This is a genomic window from Streptomyces sp. LMG1-1-1.1 (assembly GCF_040815545.1).
In the GTDB taxonomy this organism is placed as follows: domain Bacteria; phylum Actinomycetota; class Actinomycetes; order Streptomycetales; family Streptomycetaceae; genus Streptomyces.
The window spans coordinates 17,014-32,547 of sequence record NZ_JBFPNH010000060.1 but is presented as its reverse complement, the minus strand read 5'-3'; the positions used below and the strand labels follow the sequence as shown (position 1 = coordinate 32,547).

Annotated in this window: 13 protein-coding genes; 6 read left to right on the top strand and 7 right to left on the bottom strand. The window is 72.7% G+C overall.

The genetic code is table 11. The annotated features are described in order from the left end of the window. From MRBLMG1_RS30570 to MRBLMG1_RS30560, 3 genes are all read right to left on the bottom strand, one after another. Window positions 1-326, bottom strand: a 326-nt coding sequence (locus MRBLMG1_RS30570; RefSeq protein WP_367827399.1) for a biotin/lipoyl-containing protein, incomplete at its 3' end; no start/stop codon positions are given. 62 nt (window positions 327-388) lie between these two features. Then, window positions 389-1,777 (bottom strand): dihydrolipoyl dehydrogenase, encoded by a 1,389-nt coding sequence (lpdA, locus tag MRBLMG1_RS30565; protein WP_141296013.1) that lies wholly within the window; start codon window positions 1,775-1,777, stop codon window positions 389-391. Between the two features lie 289 nt (window positions 1,778-2,066). Beyond that, window positions 2,067-3,572, bottom strand: coding sequence for a leucyl aminopeptidase (locus MRBLMG1_RS30560; protein ID WP_367827398.1), 1,506 nt, complete (start codon window positions 3,570-3,572; stop codon window positions 2,067-2,069). Window positions 3,573-3,886: 314 nt separating this feature from the next. Between MRBLMG1_RS30560 and MRBLMG1_RS30555 the strand changes: the two genes are divergently transcribed. From MRBLMG1_RS30555 to MRBLMG1_RS30535, 5 genes are read left to right on the top strand one after another with little or no spacing between them, the layout of a single operon-like run. Next, on the top strand, window positions 3,887-5,998 hold the full coding sequence (locus MRBLMG1_RS30555) for a hypothetical protein (protein ID WP_367827397.1): 2,112 nt from the start codon (window positions 3,887-3,889) through the stop codon (window positions 5,996-5,998). 26 nt (window positions 5,999-6,024) lie between these two features. Beyond that, window positions 6,025-7,581 carry a GT4 family glycosyltransferase PelF gene (gene pelF, locus MRBLMG1_RS30550; RefSeq protein WP_367827396.1) on the top strand — a complete coding sequence of 519 codons (1,557 nt, stop codon included), beginning with the start codon at window positions 6,025-6,027 and terminating at the stop codon, window positions 7,579-7,581. After that, window positions 7,578-9,107 carry a hypothetical protein gene (locus tag MRBLMG1_RS30545; protein ID WP_367827395.1) on the top strand — a complete coding sequence of 510 codons (1,530 nt, stop codon included), beginning with the start codon at window positions 7,578-7,580 and terminating at the stop codon, window positions 9,105-9,107. The genes pelF and MRBLMG1_RS30545 overlap by 4 nt, the downstream gene beginning before the upstream one ends. Before the next feature lie 8 nt (window positions 9,108-9,115). Then, window positions 9,116-9,736, top strand: a complete 621-nt coding sequence (locus MRBLMG1_RS30540; protein WP_367827394.1) for a spherulation-specific family 4 protein — start codon at window positions 9,116-9,118, stop codon at window positions 9,734-9,736. Next, window positions 9,733-10,542: an endo alpha-1,4 polygalactosaminidase gene (locus MRBLMG1_RS30535; protein WP_367827393.1), complete on the top strand. Its 810-nt coding sequence runs from the start codon at window positions 9,733-9,735 to the stop codon at window positions 10,540-10,542. The genes MRBLMG1_RS30540 and MRBLMG1_RS30535 overlap by 4 nt, the downstream gene beginning before the upstream one ends. Window positions 10,543-10,589: 47 nt before the next feature. Here MRBLMG1_RS30535 and MRBLMG1_RS30530 read toward each other — a convergent pair whose 3' ends face one another. Both MRBLMG1_RS30530 and MRBLMG1_RS30525 read right to left on the bottom strand, forming a co-directional pair. Further along, window positions 10,590-11,195 carry a hypothetical protein gene (locus tag MRBLMG1_RS30530; protein WP_367827392.1) on the bottom strand — a complete coding sequence of 202 codons (606 nt, stop codon included), beginning with the start codon at window positions 11,193-11,195 and terminating at the stop codon, window positions 10,590-10,592. 308 nt (window positions 11,196-11,503) lie between these two features. Then, window positions 11,504-12,268 carry an adenosylcobinamide-GDP ribazoletransferase gene (locus MRBLMG1_RS30525; RefSeq protein ID WP_367827391.1) on the bottom strand — a complete coding sequence of 255 codons (765 nt, stop codon included), beginning with the start codon at window positions 12,266-12,268 and terminating at the stop codon, window positions 11,504-11,506. 67 nt (window positions 12,269-12,335) lie between these two features. Between MRBLMG1_RS30525 and MRBLMG1_RS30520 the strand changes: the two genes are divergently transcribed. Continuing rightward, entirely contained in the window at window positions 12,336-13,100 is a 765-nt protein-coding gene (locus MRBLMG1_RS30520) for a hypothetical protein (RefSeq protein WP_367827390.1), read from the top strand. On the opposite strand, the gene MRBLMG1_RS30515 is transcribed toward MRBLMG1_RS30520, so the two are convergent. Together MRBLMG1_RS30515 and MRBLMG1_RS30510 are read right to left on the bottom strand one after the other, a co-directional pair. After that, window positions 13,040-13,750: a hypothetical protein gene (locus MRBLMG1_RS30515; RefSeq protein WP_367827389.1), complete on the bottom strand. Its 711-nt coding sequence runs from the start codon at window positions 13,748-13,750 to the stop codon at window positions 13,040-13,042. The two genes, MRBLMG1_RS30520 and MRBLMG1_RS30515, sit on opposite strands and share 61 nt — an antisense overlap. Beyond that, on the bottom strand, window positions 13,747-15,510 hold the full coding sequence (locus tag MRBLMG1_RS30510) for a phosphatidylglycerol lysyltransferase domain-containing protein (RefSeq protein WP_367827388.1): 1,764 nt from the start codon (window positions 15,508-15,510) through the stop codon (window positions 13,747-13,749). The genes MRBLMG1_RS30515 and MRBLMG1_RS30510 overlap by 4 nt, the downstream gene beginning before the upstream one ends. Window positions 15,511-15,534: the final 24 nt, after the last annotated feature.

The following is a 15,534-nucleotide window of genomic DNA, read 5'->3' as shown; positions in this document are numbered from 1 at the left end:
GCCGGTGCCTCGGCCACGGGGGCCGGGGCGGCGGCCGGGGCCGGAGCGGCCTCGGCGGCGGGGGCGGCGGCCGGGGCGGAGGCGCCCGAGCCGTCGTCGATGATGGCCAGCTCGGCGCCGACCTCGACCGTCTCGTCCTCGGCGACCTTGATGGAGGCCAGGATGCCCGAGGCGGGGGCGGGGATCTCGGTGTCGACCTTGTCGGTCGAGACCTCGAGCAGCGGCTCGTCGGCCTCGACACGCTCACCCTCGGCCTTGAGCCAGCGGGTGACGGTGCCCTCGGTGACGCTCTCGCCGAGCGCCGGCAGGGTTACGGAAACCGACATGGTTTCAGTTGCTCCTAACGAATTGCGGAAAGTGGTCGTCGCGCCCTGTGATGACGTGAGCGTCAGTCGTGGGAGTGCAGCGGCTTGCCCGCCAGGGCCAGGTGGGCCTCGCCGAGCGCCTCGTTCTGGGTCGGGTGGGCGTGGATGAGCTGCGCGACCTCGGCCGGCAGCGCCTCCCAGTTGTAGATCAGCTGTGCTTCGCCGACCTGCTCGCCCATGCGGTCACCGACCATGTGGACGCCGACCACGGCACCGTCCTTGACCTGGACGAGCTTGATCTCGCCCGCGGTCTTGAGGATCTTGCTCTTGCCGTTGCCCGCGAGGTTGTACTTCAGGGCGACGACCTTGTCCGCGCCGTAGATCTCCTTGGCCTTCGCCTCGGTGATGCCGACGGAGGCGACCTCGGGGTGGCAGTACGTCACCCGGGGCACGCCGTCGTAGTCGATCGGGACGGCCTTCAGGCCGGCCAGGCGCTCCGCGACGAGGATGCCCTCGGCGAAGCCGACGTGCGCGAGCTGGAGCGTCGGGACGAGGTCGCCCACGGCCGAGATCGTCGGCACGTTGGTGCGCATGTACTCGTCGACCAGGACGTAGCCGCGGTCCATCGCGACGCCCTGCTCCTCGTAACCGAGACCGGCGGAGACCGGGCCGCGGCCGATGGCGACCAGGAGGACCTCGGCCTCGAAGGTCTTGCCGTCGGCCAGGGTGACCTTGACGCCGCTGTCGGTGTACTCGGCGGACTGGAAGAAGGTGCCGAGGTTGAACTTGATGCCGCGCTTGCGGAACGCGCGCTCGAGCAGCTTCGAGCTGTTCTCGTCCTCGACCGGGACGAGGTGCTTCAGGCCCTCGATGACGGTGACGTCGGTGCCGAAGGACTTCCACGCCGAGGCGAACTCGACGCCGATGACGCCGCCGCCCAGGATGATCGCGGACTCCGGGACCCGGTCCAGGGTCAGCGCGTGGTCCGAGGAGATGATCCGGTTGCCGTCGATCTCCAGGCCGGGGAGCGACTTCGGCACGGAGCCGGTGGCCAGGAGGACGTGACGGCCCTCGACGCGACGACCGTCGACGTCGACGGAGGTCGGGGAGGACAGGCGGCCCGTGCCCTCGATGTAGGTCACCTTGCGGGAGGCGACGAGACCCTGCAGACCCTTGTACAGGCCCGAGATCACGTCGTCCTTGTACTTGTGCACGCCCTTGATGTCGATGCCCTCGAAAGAGGCCTTGACACCGAACTGCTCCGCCTCGCGCGCCTGGTCGGCGACCTCGCCGGCGTGGAGCAGGGCCTTCGTCGGGATGCAGCCGTTGTGCAGGCAGGTGCCGCCGAGCTTGTTCTTCTCGATCAGTGCGACGTCCAGGCCCAGCTGCGCTCCGCGCAGGGCCGCGGCGTAACCGCCGCTACCGCCGCCGAGGATCACTAGGTCGAAAACGGTGCTGGCGTCGTTCGCCACGTCACGTCCTCCATGCATGTGCGCTCGTCGCCGGTCTTCGATGACCGGGCGGCGGCTGGTGTTCGGCCGCTTTATTTCGGCCCTGTGGTGGGGGCCCTGTCCTGCCGAGAACCCATCTTCGCACTTGTTGACGGATGGCGGGACGCGGGGCCGTGCTCTGAGACGGCCGATCGTCCGTACGGCGGGGTCGGCGCGGCGTACGAACCTACGGATTTCGTCGCGAGCGAACAGTCGGCAACGGGTACGGCCCCGGACGCGGAGCCCGGGGCCGTACCTGTCACGGGGGAGCTCAGAGCTCGCCGGCCGCCGTGCGCTCGGCCAGCTTCACCAGGGTGCGGACCGAGGAGCCGGTGCCGCCCTTGGGGGTGTAGCCGTACGGGGCGCCCTCGTGGAAGGCCGGGCCCGCGATGTCCAGGTGGGCCCAGGTGATGCCCTCGCCCACGAACTCCTGGAGGAACAGGCCGGCGACCAGGCCGCCGCCCATCCGGACGCCCATGTTGGCCATGTCCGCGGTGGGGGAGTCCATCGTCTTGCGCAGGTCCGCGGGGAGCGGCATCGGCCAGGACTGCTCGCCGACCTCCTCGGCGATCTCGTGGATCGCGGTCCGGTAGTCGTCGTCGTTCGCCATGATGCCGAAGGTGCGGTCGCCCAGGGCGAGGACCATCGCGCCGGTCAGGGTCGCCACGTCGACGATCGCGTCCGGGTGCTCCTCGGAGGCCTTCGTCAGCGCGTCGGCGAGGACGAGGCGGCCCTCGGCGTCGGTGTTCAGGACCTCGACGGTCTTGCCGCTGTACATGTTCAGCACGTCACCCGGGCGGGTGGCGGAGCCGGAGGGCATGTTCTCGGCGAGCGCCAGCCAGCCGGTGACGTTGACCTCGAGGCCGATGCGGGCCGCGGCGACGACGGTGGACAGGACGGCGGCGGCGCCGGCCATGTCGCACTTCATCGTCTCGTTGTGGCCGGCCGGCTTCAGGGAGATGCCGCCCGAGTCGTAGGTGATGCCCTTGCCGACCAGGGCGAGGGTCCGCTCCGCCTTCGGGTGGGTGTAGGCGACGCGGACCAGGCGCGGCGGGTTCACGGAGCCGTTGCCCACGCCCAGGATGCCGCCGTAGCCGCCCTTGGCGAGTGCCTTCTCGTCGAGGACCTGGACCTTGAGGCCGTGCTCCTTGCCGGCGGCCTGGGCGGCGGCGGCGAACGCGGCCGGGGTCAGCTCGTTGGGCGGCATGTTGACCAGGTCGCGGGCGCGGTTCATCTCCTCGGCGACGGCCAGGGCGCGCTCCGCGGCGGCCTTGAAGGCCTTGTCGCGGGGCTTGGCACCGAGCAGGGCGACCTCGGCCAGCGGCTTCTTCGCGTCGGCGCTGTCCTGGTACGCGGTGTAGACGTACGCGCCGAGCAGCGCGCCCTCGGCGATGGCGGCGGCGTCGTCGGCGGCGGCGATCGGCAGGGCGAACGCGGCCTTCTTCACGCCGGTCAGGCCGCGGGCGGCGGTACCGGCGGCGCGGCGCAGGATCTCCGAGCCGTACGACTCGCCGTCCTCGGGGGCGGTGCCGAGGCCGACGGCCAGGACGACCGGGGCCTTCACACCGGCGGGGGCGGGGAGCTTCGTCGCCTCACCCTCGGCACCCGAGGCGCCCAGGGTCTCCAGGACGGCGGCGAGGCGGCCGTCGAAGGCCTTGTCGACGGCCTCGGCGCCCGGGGCGACGACGAGCGTCTTGCCGGACTTCGCGACGCCGACGACGAGGACGTCGGCACGCAGCGTCGCCGCGCCGGCGGTGCTGAGAGTGAGAGCAGTCACGGTGGTGAAATCTCGCTTTCGTTCAGTTCGTGGTGGTCGAGGGATGGGCCGACCGTGCCCGCCTCATCGTATTTCGGCCCGAAGAGGGCCGAGAACGAGCCTACGCTCGCTCATTCGGTTCGCTCACGGCGGCGGTGATTCACTCATCCGTGGTGTCTCTTTCATGTTTACCTTCCAGGCCCGGAGAGCTGCTCCACACTCGCCTCATTCACGCAAGGACGACTCTCTCGCCTTTGCACCATCTGCATCATCTCCACAGGTCCCCCCGATCCCGCGACGGCCCGGGCGGACCTGTTCGAGGGGGGACACACCCGATGGACTCCGGCCGAATCCGCACGCCCAGAACCGCGCCCCGCACGTCGCACGGCGCCCGCCCCGCACCCCGTACCGGCGCTCCCCGCGGCGCCCGGCTCGCGGTCCTCGCCGCGGCCGCGCTGCTCGCCACCGTCGTGCCGTCCGCGCAGGCGGTCGCCGCACCCGTGCCCAGGGTGGACCTCACCGTCCTCGTCGTCGACGACGGCGGCAGCGCGGTCGAGGCGATCACCGCCGAGCTGAAGGGCTCCGGCGTCCCGTACCGCACGATCGACCTCGGCGACCCGAACCGGCCGGTCGTCGACGCGGCCTTCCTCAGCGACACGGTCGACGGCCGCCCCCGCGCCAAGTACCAGGGCGTGGTCCTGCCCCACGAGAGCGCCTTCGGCTCCGGCTCCGCCGAGCAGACCGCCCTCCAGGCGTACGAGCGGACCTACGGGATCCCGCAGGTCGACGCCTACACCTGGTCGCACCCCGGCGTCGGCCTCGACTACACCGACCAGGGCGGTTGGTCCGGCGTCCTCGACGGGACCACGGCCGGCGTCACCGCCGCCGGACGGGCCGGCCCCTTCCGCTACCTCGCCGGGTCGCTCGCCTTCGAGGACAACGACCCCGCGATCGACGAGAGTTACGGCTACGCCGGCCGCCCCCGGGCCGGCTACACCAGCTACCTCGACATCCCCGTCTCCGGCGGCGGCCGGGCCAGCCTCATCGGCGAGTACGCCGCCGACGGACGCCGCGAGCTCGTCGTCACCTTCGCCTACAACCAGTACCAGCGGCAGTTCCGGACCCTCGCCCGCGGCATCGTCGAATGGCTCACCCAGGGCATCCACCTCGGACAGAGCCGCAACTACCTCTCCGTCCACGTCGACGACGTCTTCGCCCCCGACGCCCGCTGGGACGCCGCCCTCGACTGCACCCCCGGCGACTTCGACTGCGTCGGCGACGACGGCGAGGGCGTCAACCCGATCCGCATGACCGTCGCCGACGCGCAGTACGCCGCCGCCTGGCAGAAATCCTCCGGCTTCACCCTCGACATGGTCTACAACGGCGGCCAGGGCGAGCAGTGGAAGACCGAACACGGCGGCACCGACCCGCTCACCGACCGGCTGGTGGCCGACCGCGCCCAGTACCGGTGGATCAATCACACCTACACCCACCCCTTCCTCGGATGCGTCCAGGACAACACCGTCGTCCCCTGGCAGTGCGCCAAGGACACCACCGGGAACACCCTCTGGGTCGGCCGCTCCGAACTCTCCGCCCAGATCCGCGACAACCACAACTGGGCCGTCGGCAAAGGCATCTCCGTCGACCGCAGCGAGCTCGTCACCGGCGAGCACTCCGGTCTGAGGACCTTGCCCCAGCAGCCCGTCGACAACCCCAACCTCGCCGGCGCCCTCGCGGACAACGGCGTCAAGTGGACCGGCAGCGACAACTCCCGCGAACCGCAGCAGCGCGCGGTCGGCACCGCATCCGGCGCCGCGAGGACCGTGCCCCGCCACCCCATGAACGTGTACTACAACGTGGGCACCGCCGCCGAGATGACCGACGAGTACAACTGGATCTACACCTCCCGCGCCCACGGCGGCAGCGGCATCTGCGAGTCCAACCCGGCCTCCACCTGCCTGCCCGCCCCCCTCGACACCGCCACCGGCTACGCCGAGCGGATCGTCCCGCAGGAGGCCCGCACCGCGCTCTCCCACGTCCTGGGCAACGACCCCCGCCCGCACTACGTGCACCAGTCCAACCTCGCCGAGGAACGGCTCCTCTACCCCGTCCTCGACCGCGTACTCGCCGACTACCGGGCCCTGTTCGCGCCCAACGCGCCGCTGGTGAACCCGGCCCAGCGGGACGTCGGCACCGAGCTGAGCCGCCGCACCGCGTGGGACCAGGCCCTCGCCGCCGGCAAGGTCACCGCCTACCGCATCGGCACCACGGTCACCATCAAGGCCCCCTCCGGCGTCACCGCGCCCGTCACCGCCCCCGAGGGCACCCGCAAGCGGCTCCTGCTCGGCACCGCCGCCTTCGGCTCGCCCTACGCCGGCACCCGCTCCGCCTGGACCACGCCCGAACTGCTCCAGAGCACCGTCACACTCACGCTCCCGACCGCCTGACCAGCACGTTCTGGGGGGAACCGCACATGCCGAGCCGTGGCCGCCATGTCACCATGCTCACCGAAGGCACCTATCCGCACGTCCACGGAGGCGTCAGCACCTGGTGCGACCAGCTCGTCCGCGGCATGCCCGAGGTCGACTTCGAGATCCTCGCCCTCACCGGCAGCGGCCGCGAACCCGTCACCTGGGAGCTGCCGGCCAACGTCACCCGGCACACCGCGTACCCCCTCTGGGGACTCCCGCAGGGACCGGCCGCCTCCGGCTTGTTCACCGGAGCGAACCGGCCCCTGCGGGGGCGCGAACGCCGCCGGTTCCTCGACGCCTACGAAGGACTCCTGCTCGCCCTCCTCGACCCCGACGCGGGCCGCGACTTCGGCGCGAGCCTCTACGAACTGGCCGCCCTCGCCCGGCAGGGACGGCTGACCGCCGCGCTCCGCTCCGAGCCGGCCCTCCGCTCCCTCATGTGGATCTGGACCATGCCGCACCTGCCGACGCGCGCGGCCCGGCCCACCGTCCACGACGCACTCACCGCCACCGACCTGCTGGAACACGCCCTGCGGCCGCTCGCCGCCCGGATAGCCGACGGCAGCGTCGCTCACGCCGTCTCCAGCGGTCTCGCCACGCTGCCCGCACTCGCCGCGCAGCACTTCGAAGGGGTGCCCTTCCTGCTCACCGAACACGGCATCTACCTCCGCGAGCGCTACCTCGGCTACCGCACCGAAGCGCAGCGCTGGCCCGTCAAGGCCCTCATGCTCGGCTTCTACCGCGAGCTCAACACCCTCGGATACGTCAAGGCCGACCTCATCACCCCCTGCAACCAGTACAACCGGCGCTGGGAGGAGCGCGGCGGCGCCCCCGCCGAGCGCATCCGCACCGTCTACAACGGCGTCGACCCCGCCCTCTTCCCCGAGGCCGGACCCGAACCCGAGACCCCCACGCTCAGCTGGTGCGGACGCGTCGACCCCATCAAGGACCTGGAGACCCTGGTCCGGGCGTACGCGATCTGCCGCGCCGAACTCCCCGAGCTGCGGCTCCGGTTGTTCGGCCCGGTCCCGGCCGGCAACGAGGACTACCGCACCCGCCTGGAGAAGCTCGCCGCCGAACTGGGCGTCACCGACGGGGTGACCTTCGAGGGCCGCGTCTCCGACGTGCCCTCCGCCTACGCCGCGGGCAGCGTCGTCATGCTCTCCTCCATCAGCGAGGGCTTCCCCTTCTCCCTCATCGAGGCCATGTCCTGCGGCCGCGCCACCGTCTCCACGGACGTCGGAGGCGTACGGGAGGCCGTCGGCGACACCGGGATCGTCGTCCCGCCCCGCGAACCGGCCGTCATGGCCGCCGCCGTCACCGAACTCCTGCGGGACGGAGCCCGGCGCGCCGAACTCGGCCGCCTGGCACGCCGGCGCGTCATCGACCGCTTCACCCTCAACCGCTCGGTGGACGGCTTCCGCCAGATCTACCGCGAACTGGCGGGCGCCCGCCCGCCGTGCCCGGCGCCGCCCGTCACCCCCGCGCCCCTCCGCCTCAGCATCCCCGCCCCGCGCCGTGCCCCCGCGGCCCTCGTCCCAGGAGGCACCCCGGCATGAGCGGCTCCCTCTGGCTGAAACCCCCGGCGACCACGACCCCGCTCCCCGCGATCCCCCGCCCCCGCCGCGAGAACCCGGCGGCACGCGCCGCGCCGCGGCCCGCGGAACGCGCCGCCCACCCCCACCCGCCCGCACCCGCGGCGCCGCCCGCGCCCGACGCCCCGCCCGCGGACGAGCCCGCCGAGGACCCGCTCGACGAGCTCGCAGGGGACCCCCTCGACGAACTCGCCGAGCGACTCGACGGCTTCGTCGCCGTCGCCGTCCACCCGGACGAGATCGCCGCGATCCTCGAGTCCGACGGCATGACCGACGACCACATCCGCCTCACCTACGGCCGCGCCGACTCCTTCGCACTCGCCGAGGACCTCTACGCGCGCGTGGAGCGGCGCCACCCGGAGCCGGCCGCGCGGCGGGGCGGACCCTGGCACTCGGAGCTCGCGGGCTGCCTGCTGCGCGGGCTCGTCTTCGCGCTGCCCGGCCTGGCGTACGTCCTCGCCGCGCCACTCCTGGCCGGAGAGCAGGGCCGGTCAGGTCTTCCCGCCGGGGCGCTCCCGCTCCTCGCCGGGGCCGTCACCGGCTGGGTGTGGAACCAGGCCTTGTCCCACCGGGCGTACACCTGGCTGGGCCTCGGCGACCGGCCGGCCGCCGCCCGCGCGCTGCTCGTCGGCGCACCGGCGGGCGCGCTCGCCGGGACGGCCGCCGCCCTCGCGGTCGCCGGGCCCGGCGAGACCCCGGCCGCCGTGTTCGCGGCCGGCCAGTCGCTGTACCTCGCCGCCGCGACCGTCCTCCTGGTCCTCGGCCGCGAACGGGCCCTGCTCTGCGCCCTGTCACCGCTGGCCGGGGCGGTCCCGGCGTTCCACTGGGACCTGCCCGACGCGCTGCGGGCCGGACTGCTCCTCGCCTCGCTGGCCGCGTCCGCGGCCTGCGCCGCGCTCGTGCTCCGGCCCGGCGTGCGGCGGGGCGCGCCGGGCCGCGGCGGGCCACCGCCGGCGGTCTCCCTGCCGTACGGCCTGTTCGGCCTCGGCAGCGGGCTCCTCGTCCTGAGGGCGGGCGCGGGCGACACGCTGGTCGGTGGGGCGGGGGCGGTCATCGCGCTCACCCTGTCGATGGGCCCCGCCGAGTGGCTGCTGTACCGGTTCAGGGACGAGAGCCTCGCCCGGCTGCGGACCCTCACCACGGCCCGGGAGTTCCGCCGGGCGGTCACCGGCACCCTCGTCCTCTGCCTCGGCGGCTACCTCACCGTCCTGCTCGCCCTCACCCTCACCGCCACCCTCGTCTGGCCGGACGCGCCCTGGCCGACGCTCCCGCGCCTGGCCACCCTGCTCCTGATCGGCAGCGTGCTCTGGCTGGGCCTGCTGCTCCAGGCCTTCGGCGCGGTGCTCAGCGCGGCCGCCGTCTGCCTGCTCGCGGCGGCGGCCCAGACCGCGCTGCCGGCCGCGGGACCCGCGGCGGCCGGGGGAGCGGCGGCGCTGCTGGCCGTGCTGAGCTGTGTCCTGCTGGTACGACCGACCGTCCACCGCGTGTAGGGGGGACCGTGACGACCCCTTCGCTCCTGGTGCCGTACTACGAGCACCCGGCCGAGCGTCCCGAGGCCTGGGCGGCCCTCGTCGACGCTGCGCCCTCCCTGTACGGCGTCGTCCTCAACCCGGCGAGCGGCGCCGGGGAGGCGCCCGACCCGGCGTTCGCCGACGCGGCCGGGCGCCTGCGGGCCGCCGGCGTACGCGTCCTCGGCTACGTGGACACCGCCTACGGCCGCCGCCCGCACGCCGAGGTCGTCGCCGAACTGCTCCGCCACCGCGACTGGTACGGCGCCGCCGGGGCCTTCCTCGACCAGGTCGCGACCGCGCCCGGGGCGCTCGCCCACTACCGCCGGATCGCGGTCGCGGCGCGGGCCGCCGGAGCCGCCACCCTCGTCTTCAACCACGGCGCCCACCCCGACCCCGGCTACGAGGCCCAGGCCGACCTCCTGGTCACCTTCGAGGGCCCCTGGGACACGTACCGCGCGCTCGACCTCCCTGTCGCCCCGCACTACTGCCACCTCGTCTACGCGGCCCCGTCCGGCGTCCGCCCCGCCACCCCGGTGCACTGCGCCGTCCCCGGCACCGGCGCCCACCCCTGGGGCACCCTTCCGCACCTCCTGGAGCCCGCCCGATGAGAACCGCCCGCCCGACGCGGCGCCTGCTGCCCCTGGTCGCGGGGCTGCTCCTGCTCGCCACCGCCTGCACGACGGGCCCCGGCCCCGACCCGAAGGCGACGGACGCGGACCGCTGGCGGCCCAAGCCCGGCCTCGCCTGGCAGTGGCAGCTCAGCGGCCGCCTCGACCCGACCGTCGACGTCCCCGTGTACGACATCGACGGCTTCGACCACCCCGCTGCCACCGTCAAGGACCTGCACGCCCGCGGCCGCAAGGTCGTCTGCTACCTCTCCACAGGCGCCTGGGAGGACTTCCGGCCGGACGCGGCGAGGTTCCCCCGGTCGCTCCTCGGCAAGGGCAACGGCTGGGAGGGCGAGCGCTGGCTCGACATCCGCCGCACCGACCTCCTCGAACCCCTCATGGCCGCGCGCCTCGACATGTGCCGCGACAAGGGCTTCGACGCCGTCGAGCCCGACAACATGGACGGCTACCGCAACCCCACCGGCTTCCCCCTCACCGCCGCCGACCAGCTCCGCTACAACCGTCTCGTCGCCCGCCTCGCCCACGACCGTGGCCTCTCCGTCGGCCTCAAGAACGACCTCGACCAGATCCCCCAGCTCCTCGCCGACTTCGACTTCGCCGTCAACGAGCAGTGCGCCGAGTACGACGAGTGCGGACGGCTCGCCCCCTTCATCGCCGCCGGCAAGGCCGTCTTCCACGTCGAATACGAACTGACGCCCTCCCAGTTCTGCCCCCAGGCCCGGAAACTGGGCCTCAGCTCCATGCAGAAGAAGTACGAACTCGGAGTGTGGCGCAAGCCCTGCTAAGCCTGTCGCCGCACTCCAGCCCCCGCCCCGCCCCGCGACGACAGGACCTACGAGTCGCCGCGTTTCGTGGTCACGTAGCAGGTCACCCCGTCCTTGCCGGGCTGCCCCTGGGGCACGGGGGTCCACCAGGCCCAGATGTCGGTCGCCTTCGGCAGCCACGCGGGCTTCCGCACGTCGTGGGCGTAGGCGCAGGCGATGTCGGACCGCTCCTGGGTGTCCTCCGGCGAAGTGCCCTCGCGCGGTGCGATCCGAGTGAGGACGCGGGCGTCGTGCGGCCCGGCGCAGTCCACGTTCACGACCATGTGCGCGAGGCGCTGACCGGCGTCGAAGTCGACGCAGCCGCCATCCTTCACGTCCCGCATGGCCAGGACGTTCCCGGCCGCCGTGCGGACGGTCCCGGACGGGGTCATGGCCGGCGCCGAGGTGCCGTACCCGGTGAGGGTGAGGTCCGAGGTCAGGGTCGTGAACCCGGCGAAGGCGCCGTCCTTGCGCAGGAGCGTGGAGAGATCGGCCGTCGCGCGGGTGATCCGGCCTTCCCGGTCCACCGTGACGGTCAGCGGCACCCCCTCCTGCGCGTGGCCCGTGGACTCGTCGACGGTCAGCTCCTCGCCCAGGTCGGAGGGGAACATGGCCCGCAGCACCTCGAAGGGCATGGTCGCCCGGTACGCACGGCCTCCTTCTTCGAACCGAAGACGAGGGTCTGGACGAAGCGCGCGTTCCCCGCCTTCTGCGTCCGGCGCGCCGCCAGGAACAGCTGGCGGTCCAGCTTCTGGTCGAAGACCGGATGCCCCGTCGCGGCGGACGCGGGCTTGGCGTCGGGGGAGTCACCGCCCCGCCGCAGGCGCTCAGGAGCAGGATCGCCGTGGCGAGCACGGCGGCGGTACGGGTGTGGCGGCCTCTGGCCATGGTGATGTGACCCGCCGGCCGCGTCGATGGTTGTGCGCCCCGGGCAGCGGAAGGCTCACCCCAGGGTCAGTGCCACCAGGGCCGTCGTCGCCGCGGTCTCCTCCACGGCGCCGAAGACGTCGCCCGTGACGCCGCCGAAGCGGCGGACGCAGCGGCGGAGGAGGAGTGCGGCCGCGCAGAGGGCGGCGCCGGCGGCGAGGACGTTGCGGACGGCGTCGTACGGGGAGGAGAGGAGGCCCGTCGCGGCGCAGGCGACGAGGACGACGGCGGTGGAGAGGGTCGAGGAGCGGACCGGGACGGTCTGCGCGACGATCGCGCCGAGGCCCTCGGGTCGGGCGGCGGGGACGCCGTGGCGGGAGGCGTGGGTGAGGGCGAGGCGGGCGACGGTGGCGGCGAGCGTGAGGGCGACGGTGCCGTGCGCCCAGCTCTGCTCGTACAGCCGGAACAGAGCGGCGACCTGGGCGAGGAGGACGAGGACGAGCGCGATGACGCCGAACGGCCCGATGTCCGACTGCTTCATGATGCGCAGCGCGTCCTCGGCCGGCTTGGCGCTGCCGAGGCCGTCGGCCGTGTCCGCGAGGCCGTCGAGGTGGAGGCCGCGGGTGAGTACGGCGGGGACGGCGGTGGCGGCGACGGCCGAGAGCAGCGGGCCCGCCCCGAGCAGCAGGAGCGTGCCGCCGAGCGCGGCGGCGGAGAGTCCCACGACCAGCCCGGCCACGGGTGCGCAGAGCATGCCGGCGCGCGCCGCGTCCCGGTCCCAGCGGGTGATGCGGGCGGGGAACACCGTGAGGGTGCCGAAGGCGAAACGCAGGCCGTCCATCCGGGCAGGGTAATCGCCGCTCCCGGACGGTAGATTGCGCATATCGCGCAAATCGGAACGGGGTGGCATGGGTCACTGGTTCTCCCGCAACATCGTCGAGCCGGGCAAGGTCCCGATGCTGCTCGCTCTGACCTCCTTCGTCCTGACATTCCTGGTCACCCGCACCGTCACCCGGCTCATCAGGGCGGGGAAGGGACCTTTCGGGAACGTCTCCTCCGGAGGACTCCACATCCATCACGTCGTGCCCGGCGTCGTCCTCACCGTCGTCGGCGGATTCGGCGCGGTGGCCAGCGACCGGCACGGCGTGGGCGCCGCCGTCTTCGCCGTCGTCTTCGGTGTCGGCGCGGGGCTCGTCCTCGACGAGTTCGCGCTGATCCTCCACCTGGACGACGTGTACTGGTCGGACGAGGGCCGCAAGAGCGTGGAGGTGGTCGTCCTCACCGCGGCGCTGGTGGGGCTCGCGCTCAGCGGCTTCTCGCCGCTCGGCGTCAACGACATGACGGCGGACGAGAGCCAGGACCGCCTCACCTTCATCCTCACCCTGGTGCTGAACTTCCTCCTCGTCCTGGTCACCCTGGTGAAGGGGAAGATCCGGATGGCCGTGATCGGGACCCTGATCCCCTTCGTCGCGATCGTCGGCGCCGTCCGCCTGGCCCGCCCCGGCTCCTGGTGGTCCCGGCGGTTCTACGGCCGCCGCCACCGGTCAAGGGCCCGCGGCGCGATCCGCGCGTACCGGCACGACAAGCGCTGGACCAAGGTCCGGCGCCGCTTTCAGGACGTGATCGGCGGCTTCCAGGAGCGTGTGCCCGGGCGGGGCGCGCCCCCGCCCTGACGCCGCTCGCGCCAGGCCTGGACCGCGATCAGGACGAGGACGGCGGTGATCGCCGCGAGGTGCTCCTTGCCCGCCAGGTTCGGTTTGACCACGACCTCGATCACCATCGCCACCACGACGAGCCCGCCCGTCCACCGGGCCCCGTACCGCCAGCAGACGTACACGGCGAGGCCCACGACGGCCGCCGACGGGCCGGTGTCGACGACCTGCGCGTCGGTGGCGGGCAGCCCGAACGGGCTGTCGGGGCCGAGCGCGATGCCCACGCGCGCGTAGAGGGTGCCGCTCAGCGTCGCCAGGTAGGCGACGGCGAGCGTCCGCCACCGCCCGATGCAGATCTCGGCGATCCCGAACACCAGCAGCACCTGGGCGAGGGCGCCCCACACGGGCAGGTCGAGCGCGGGGACGAAGAGCGAGAGCGGGGTCCGGAGGAGCGCCGACCACAGGGGGTCCTCGGCCCGTACGGAACCGATGTCCTGGACCGGCTGGTAGCCCCAGTCCTGGTTCTGCACGACCTGGAACAGGGCGGTGAGGCAGACGGCGGCCAGCGTCATCGGCATCGCGCCCCACCGCCGGGTGACGAGCCCGGTCCGTACGGCGGTGAACAGCGGCCCCCACTCGCGGCGGGCGAATCCCTTGAGGCCCCCGCTCAACGCCCGCTCTCCAGATGCCTGCGGTGCATCCACTTCGGCAGGACGGGGGCCTCCAGGAAGCCCTCGGCCCGACCGGCGGCGAGGCCGATGCGCAGCAGGTCGGCACTCTTCTCGAAGAGCATGAATCGGGGCTCCCAGATGGGTCGGTACTTGGCGTTGGCGCGGTACAGCGACTCGATCTGCCACCAGCGGGAGAAGAAACTGAGCAGTGAACGCCACATGCGCAGCACGGGTCCCGCCCCGAGCTTCGAGCCACGTTCGAAGACGGAGCGGAACATCGCGAAGTTGAGCGAGACCTGAGTGATCCCGATCTCCTCGGCGCGCTGGAGGAGTTCGATGACCATGAACTCCATCAGGCCGTTCTCGGATTCCCGGTCACGCCGCATCAGGTCGAGCGAGAGGCCCTTCGGACCCCACGGGACGAAGGACAGCACGGCCCGCAGCTCGCCCTGTCCGTCGGTGCACTCCAGCATCACGCAGCGGCCGTCGCTCGGGTCGCCGAGCCGGCCGAGCGCCATCGAGAAGCCCCGTTCGGTGGCCCCGTCCCGCCAGTCGTCGGCCTTGCGCAGCAGCTCGGCCATCTCGTCGGCCGGAATGTCCTCGTGGCGCCGGATCACGACCTCGTAACCGGCCCGCTTGACCCGGTTGTACGCCTGCCGGACCGTCCGCATGGCCCGGCCGTCCAGGGTGAACTCGTCGGTCTCCACGATCGCCTCGTCGCCGAGCTCCAGGGCGTCGAGGCCGTGCCGGGCGTAGATGACCCCGGCCTCCTCGCTCGCGCCCATGACCGCCGGGATCCAGCCGTGCTCGCGGGCCTCGGCCAGCCAGGGTTCGATGGCGCCGGGCCAGGCCTCGGGGTCGCCGATCGGGTCGCCGGAGGCGAGGGACACCCCGCCCACCACCCGGTAGGTGACGGCCGCCTTCTCGCTCGGCGACCACACGACGCTCTTCTCGCGGCGCAGCGAGAAGTAGCCCAGGGAGTCCCGGTCGCCGTATTTGTCGAGCAGGACCCGCAGCCGGTCCTCGTCCTGCTCGGTCAGCGGGTCGGTGGCCCGCCGGGAGCGGAACGCCGCGAAGAGCACGGCGAACAGGAGCAGCGTGGACAGCACGTTGATGGTGACGTCGACCCAGCCGGGGGTGGAGATCCCGGGCAGGCGCGAGTCGTCGGCGGCCAGGGTGATCAGCCGCATCACGCCGTACCGCCAGCGCTCCAGGAAGGTGGAGTGGACCGTGGACGTGTTGGTGACGGTGACCAGGACGGCGGCGAGCAGCGAGGTGACGAGCAGACCGCCGACGGCCACGGCCGCGGCCAGCAGCGGGTTGGAGCGGTCGCCCTTCGCGTAGAACTCCTTGCGGCCGAGGAGCAGTGCCACGACGAAGGCGGCGGTCAGGCCGAGCGAGATCCAGTTCTGGGCGTGCTGCCGGATCTCGGGGAACACCATCACGAGCGCGAAGAGCAGCAGGAAGAGGCCGCCGAGCACCATGTTGAGGATCCAGGCGGCCCGTTTGCGGCGCCGCATGGTGATGGCCAGGAAGAGGGTGAAGACCCCCGAGGCGAAGCCCGCCGTGAGCATGTACGGCGTGAAGTAGTTGTCCTCGTTGTGCCGGCGCAGGTCCTGTCCGAAGGAGACCCAGACGGCGCTCAGGAAGTTGATGAACGTGACGACGCGCAGGTACCAGACGGCGAACGCGGCGCTGCGCCGCGAACGGACGGTGGTGCCCCGGGGCGCTGCTTCGGCGGACAAACGGACCTCTCCCATGAAAAGCGATCATATGGGGCCTTG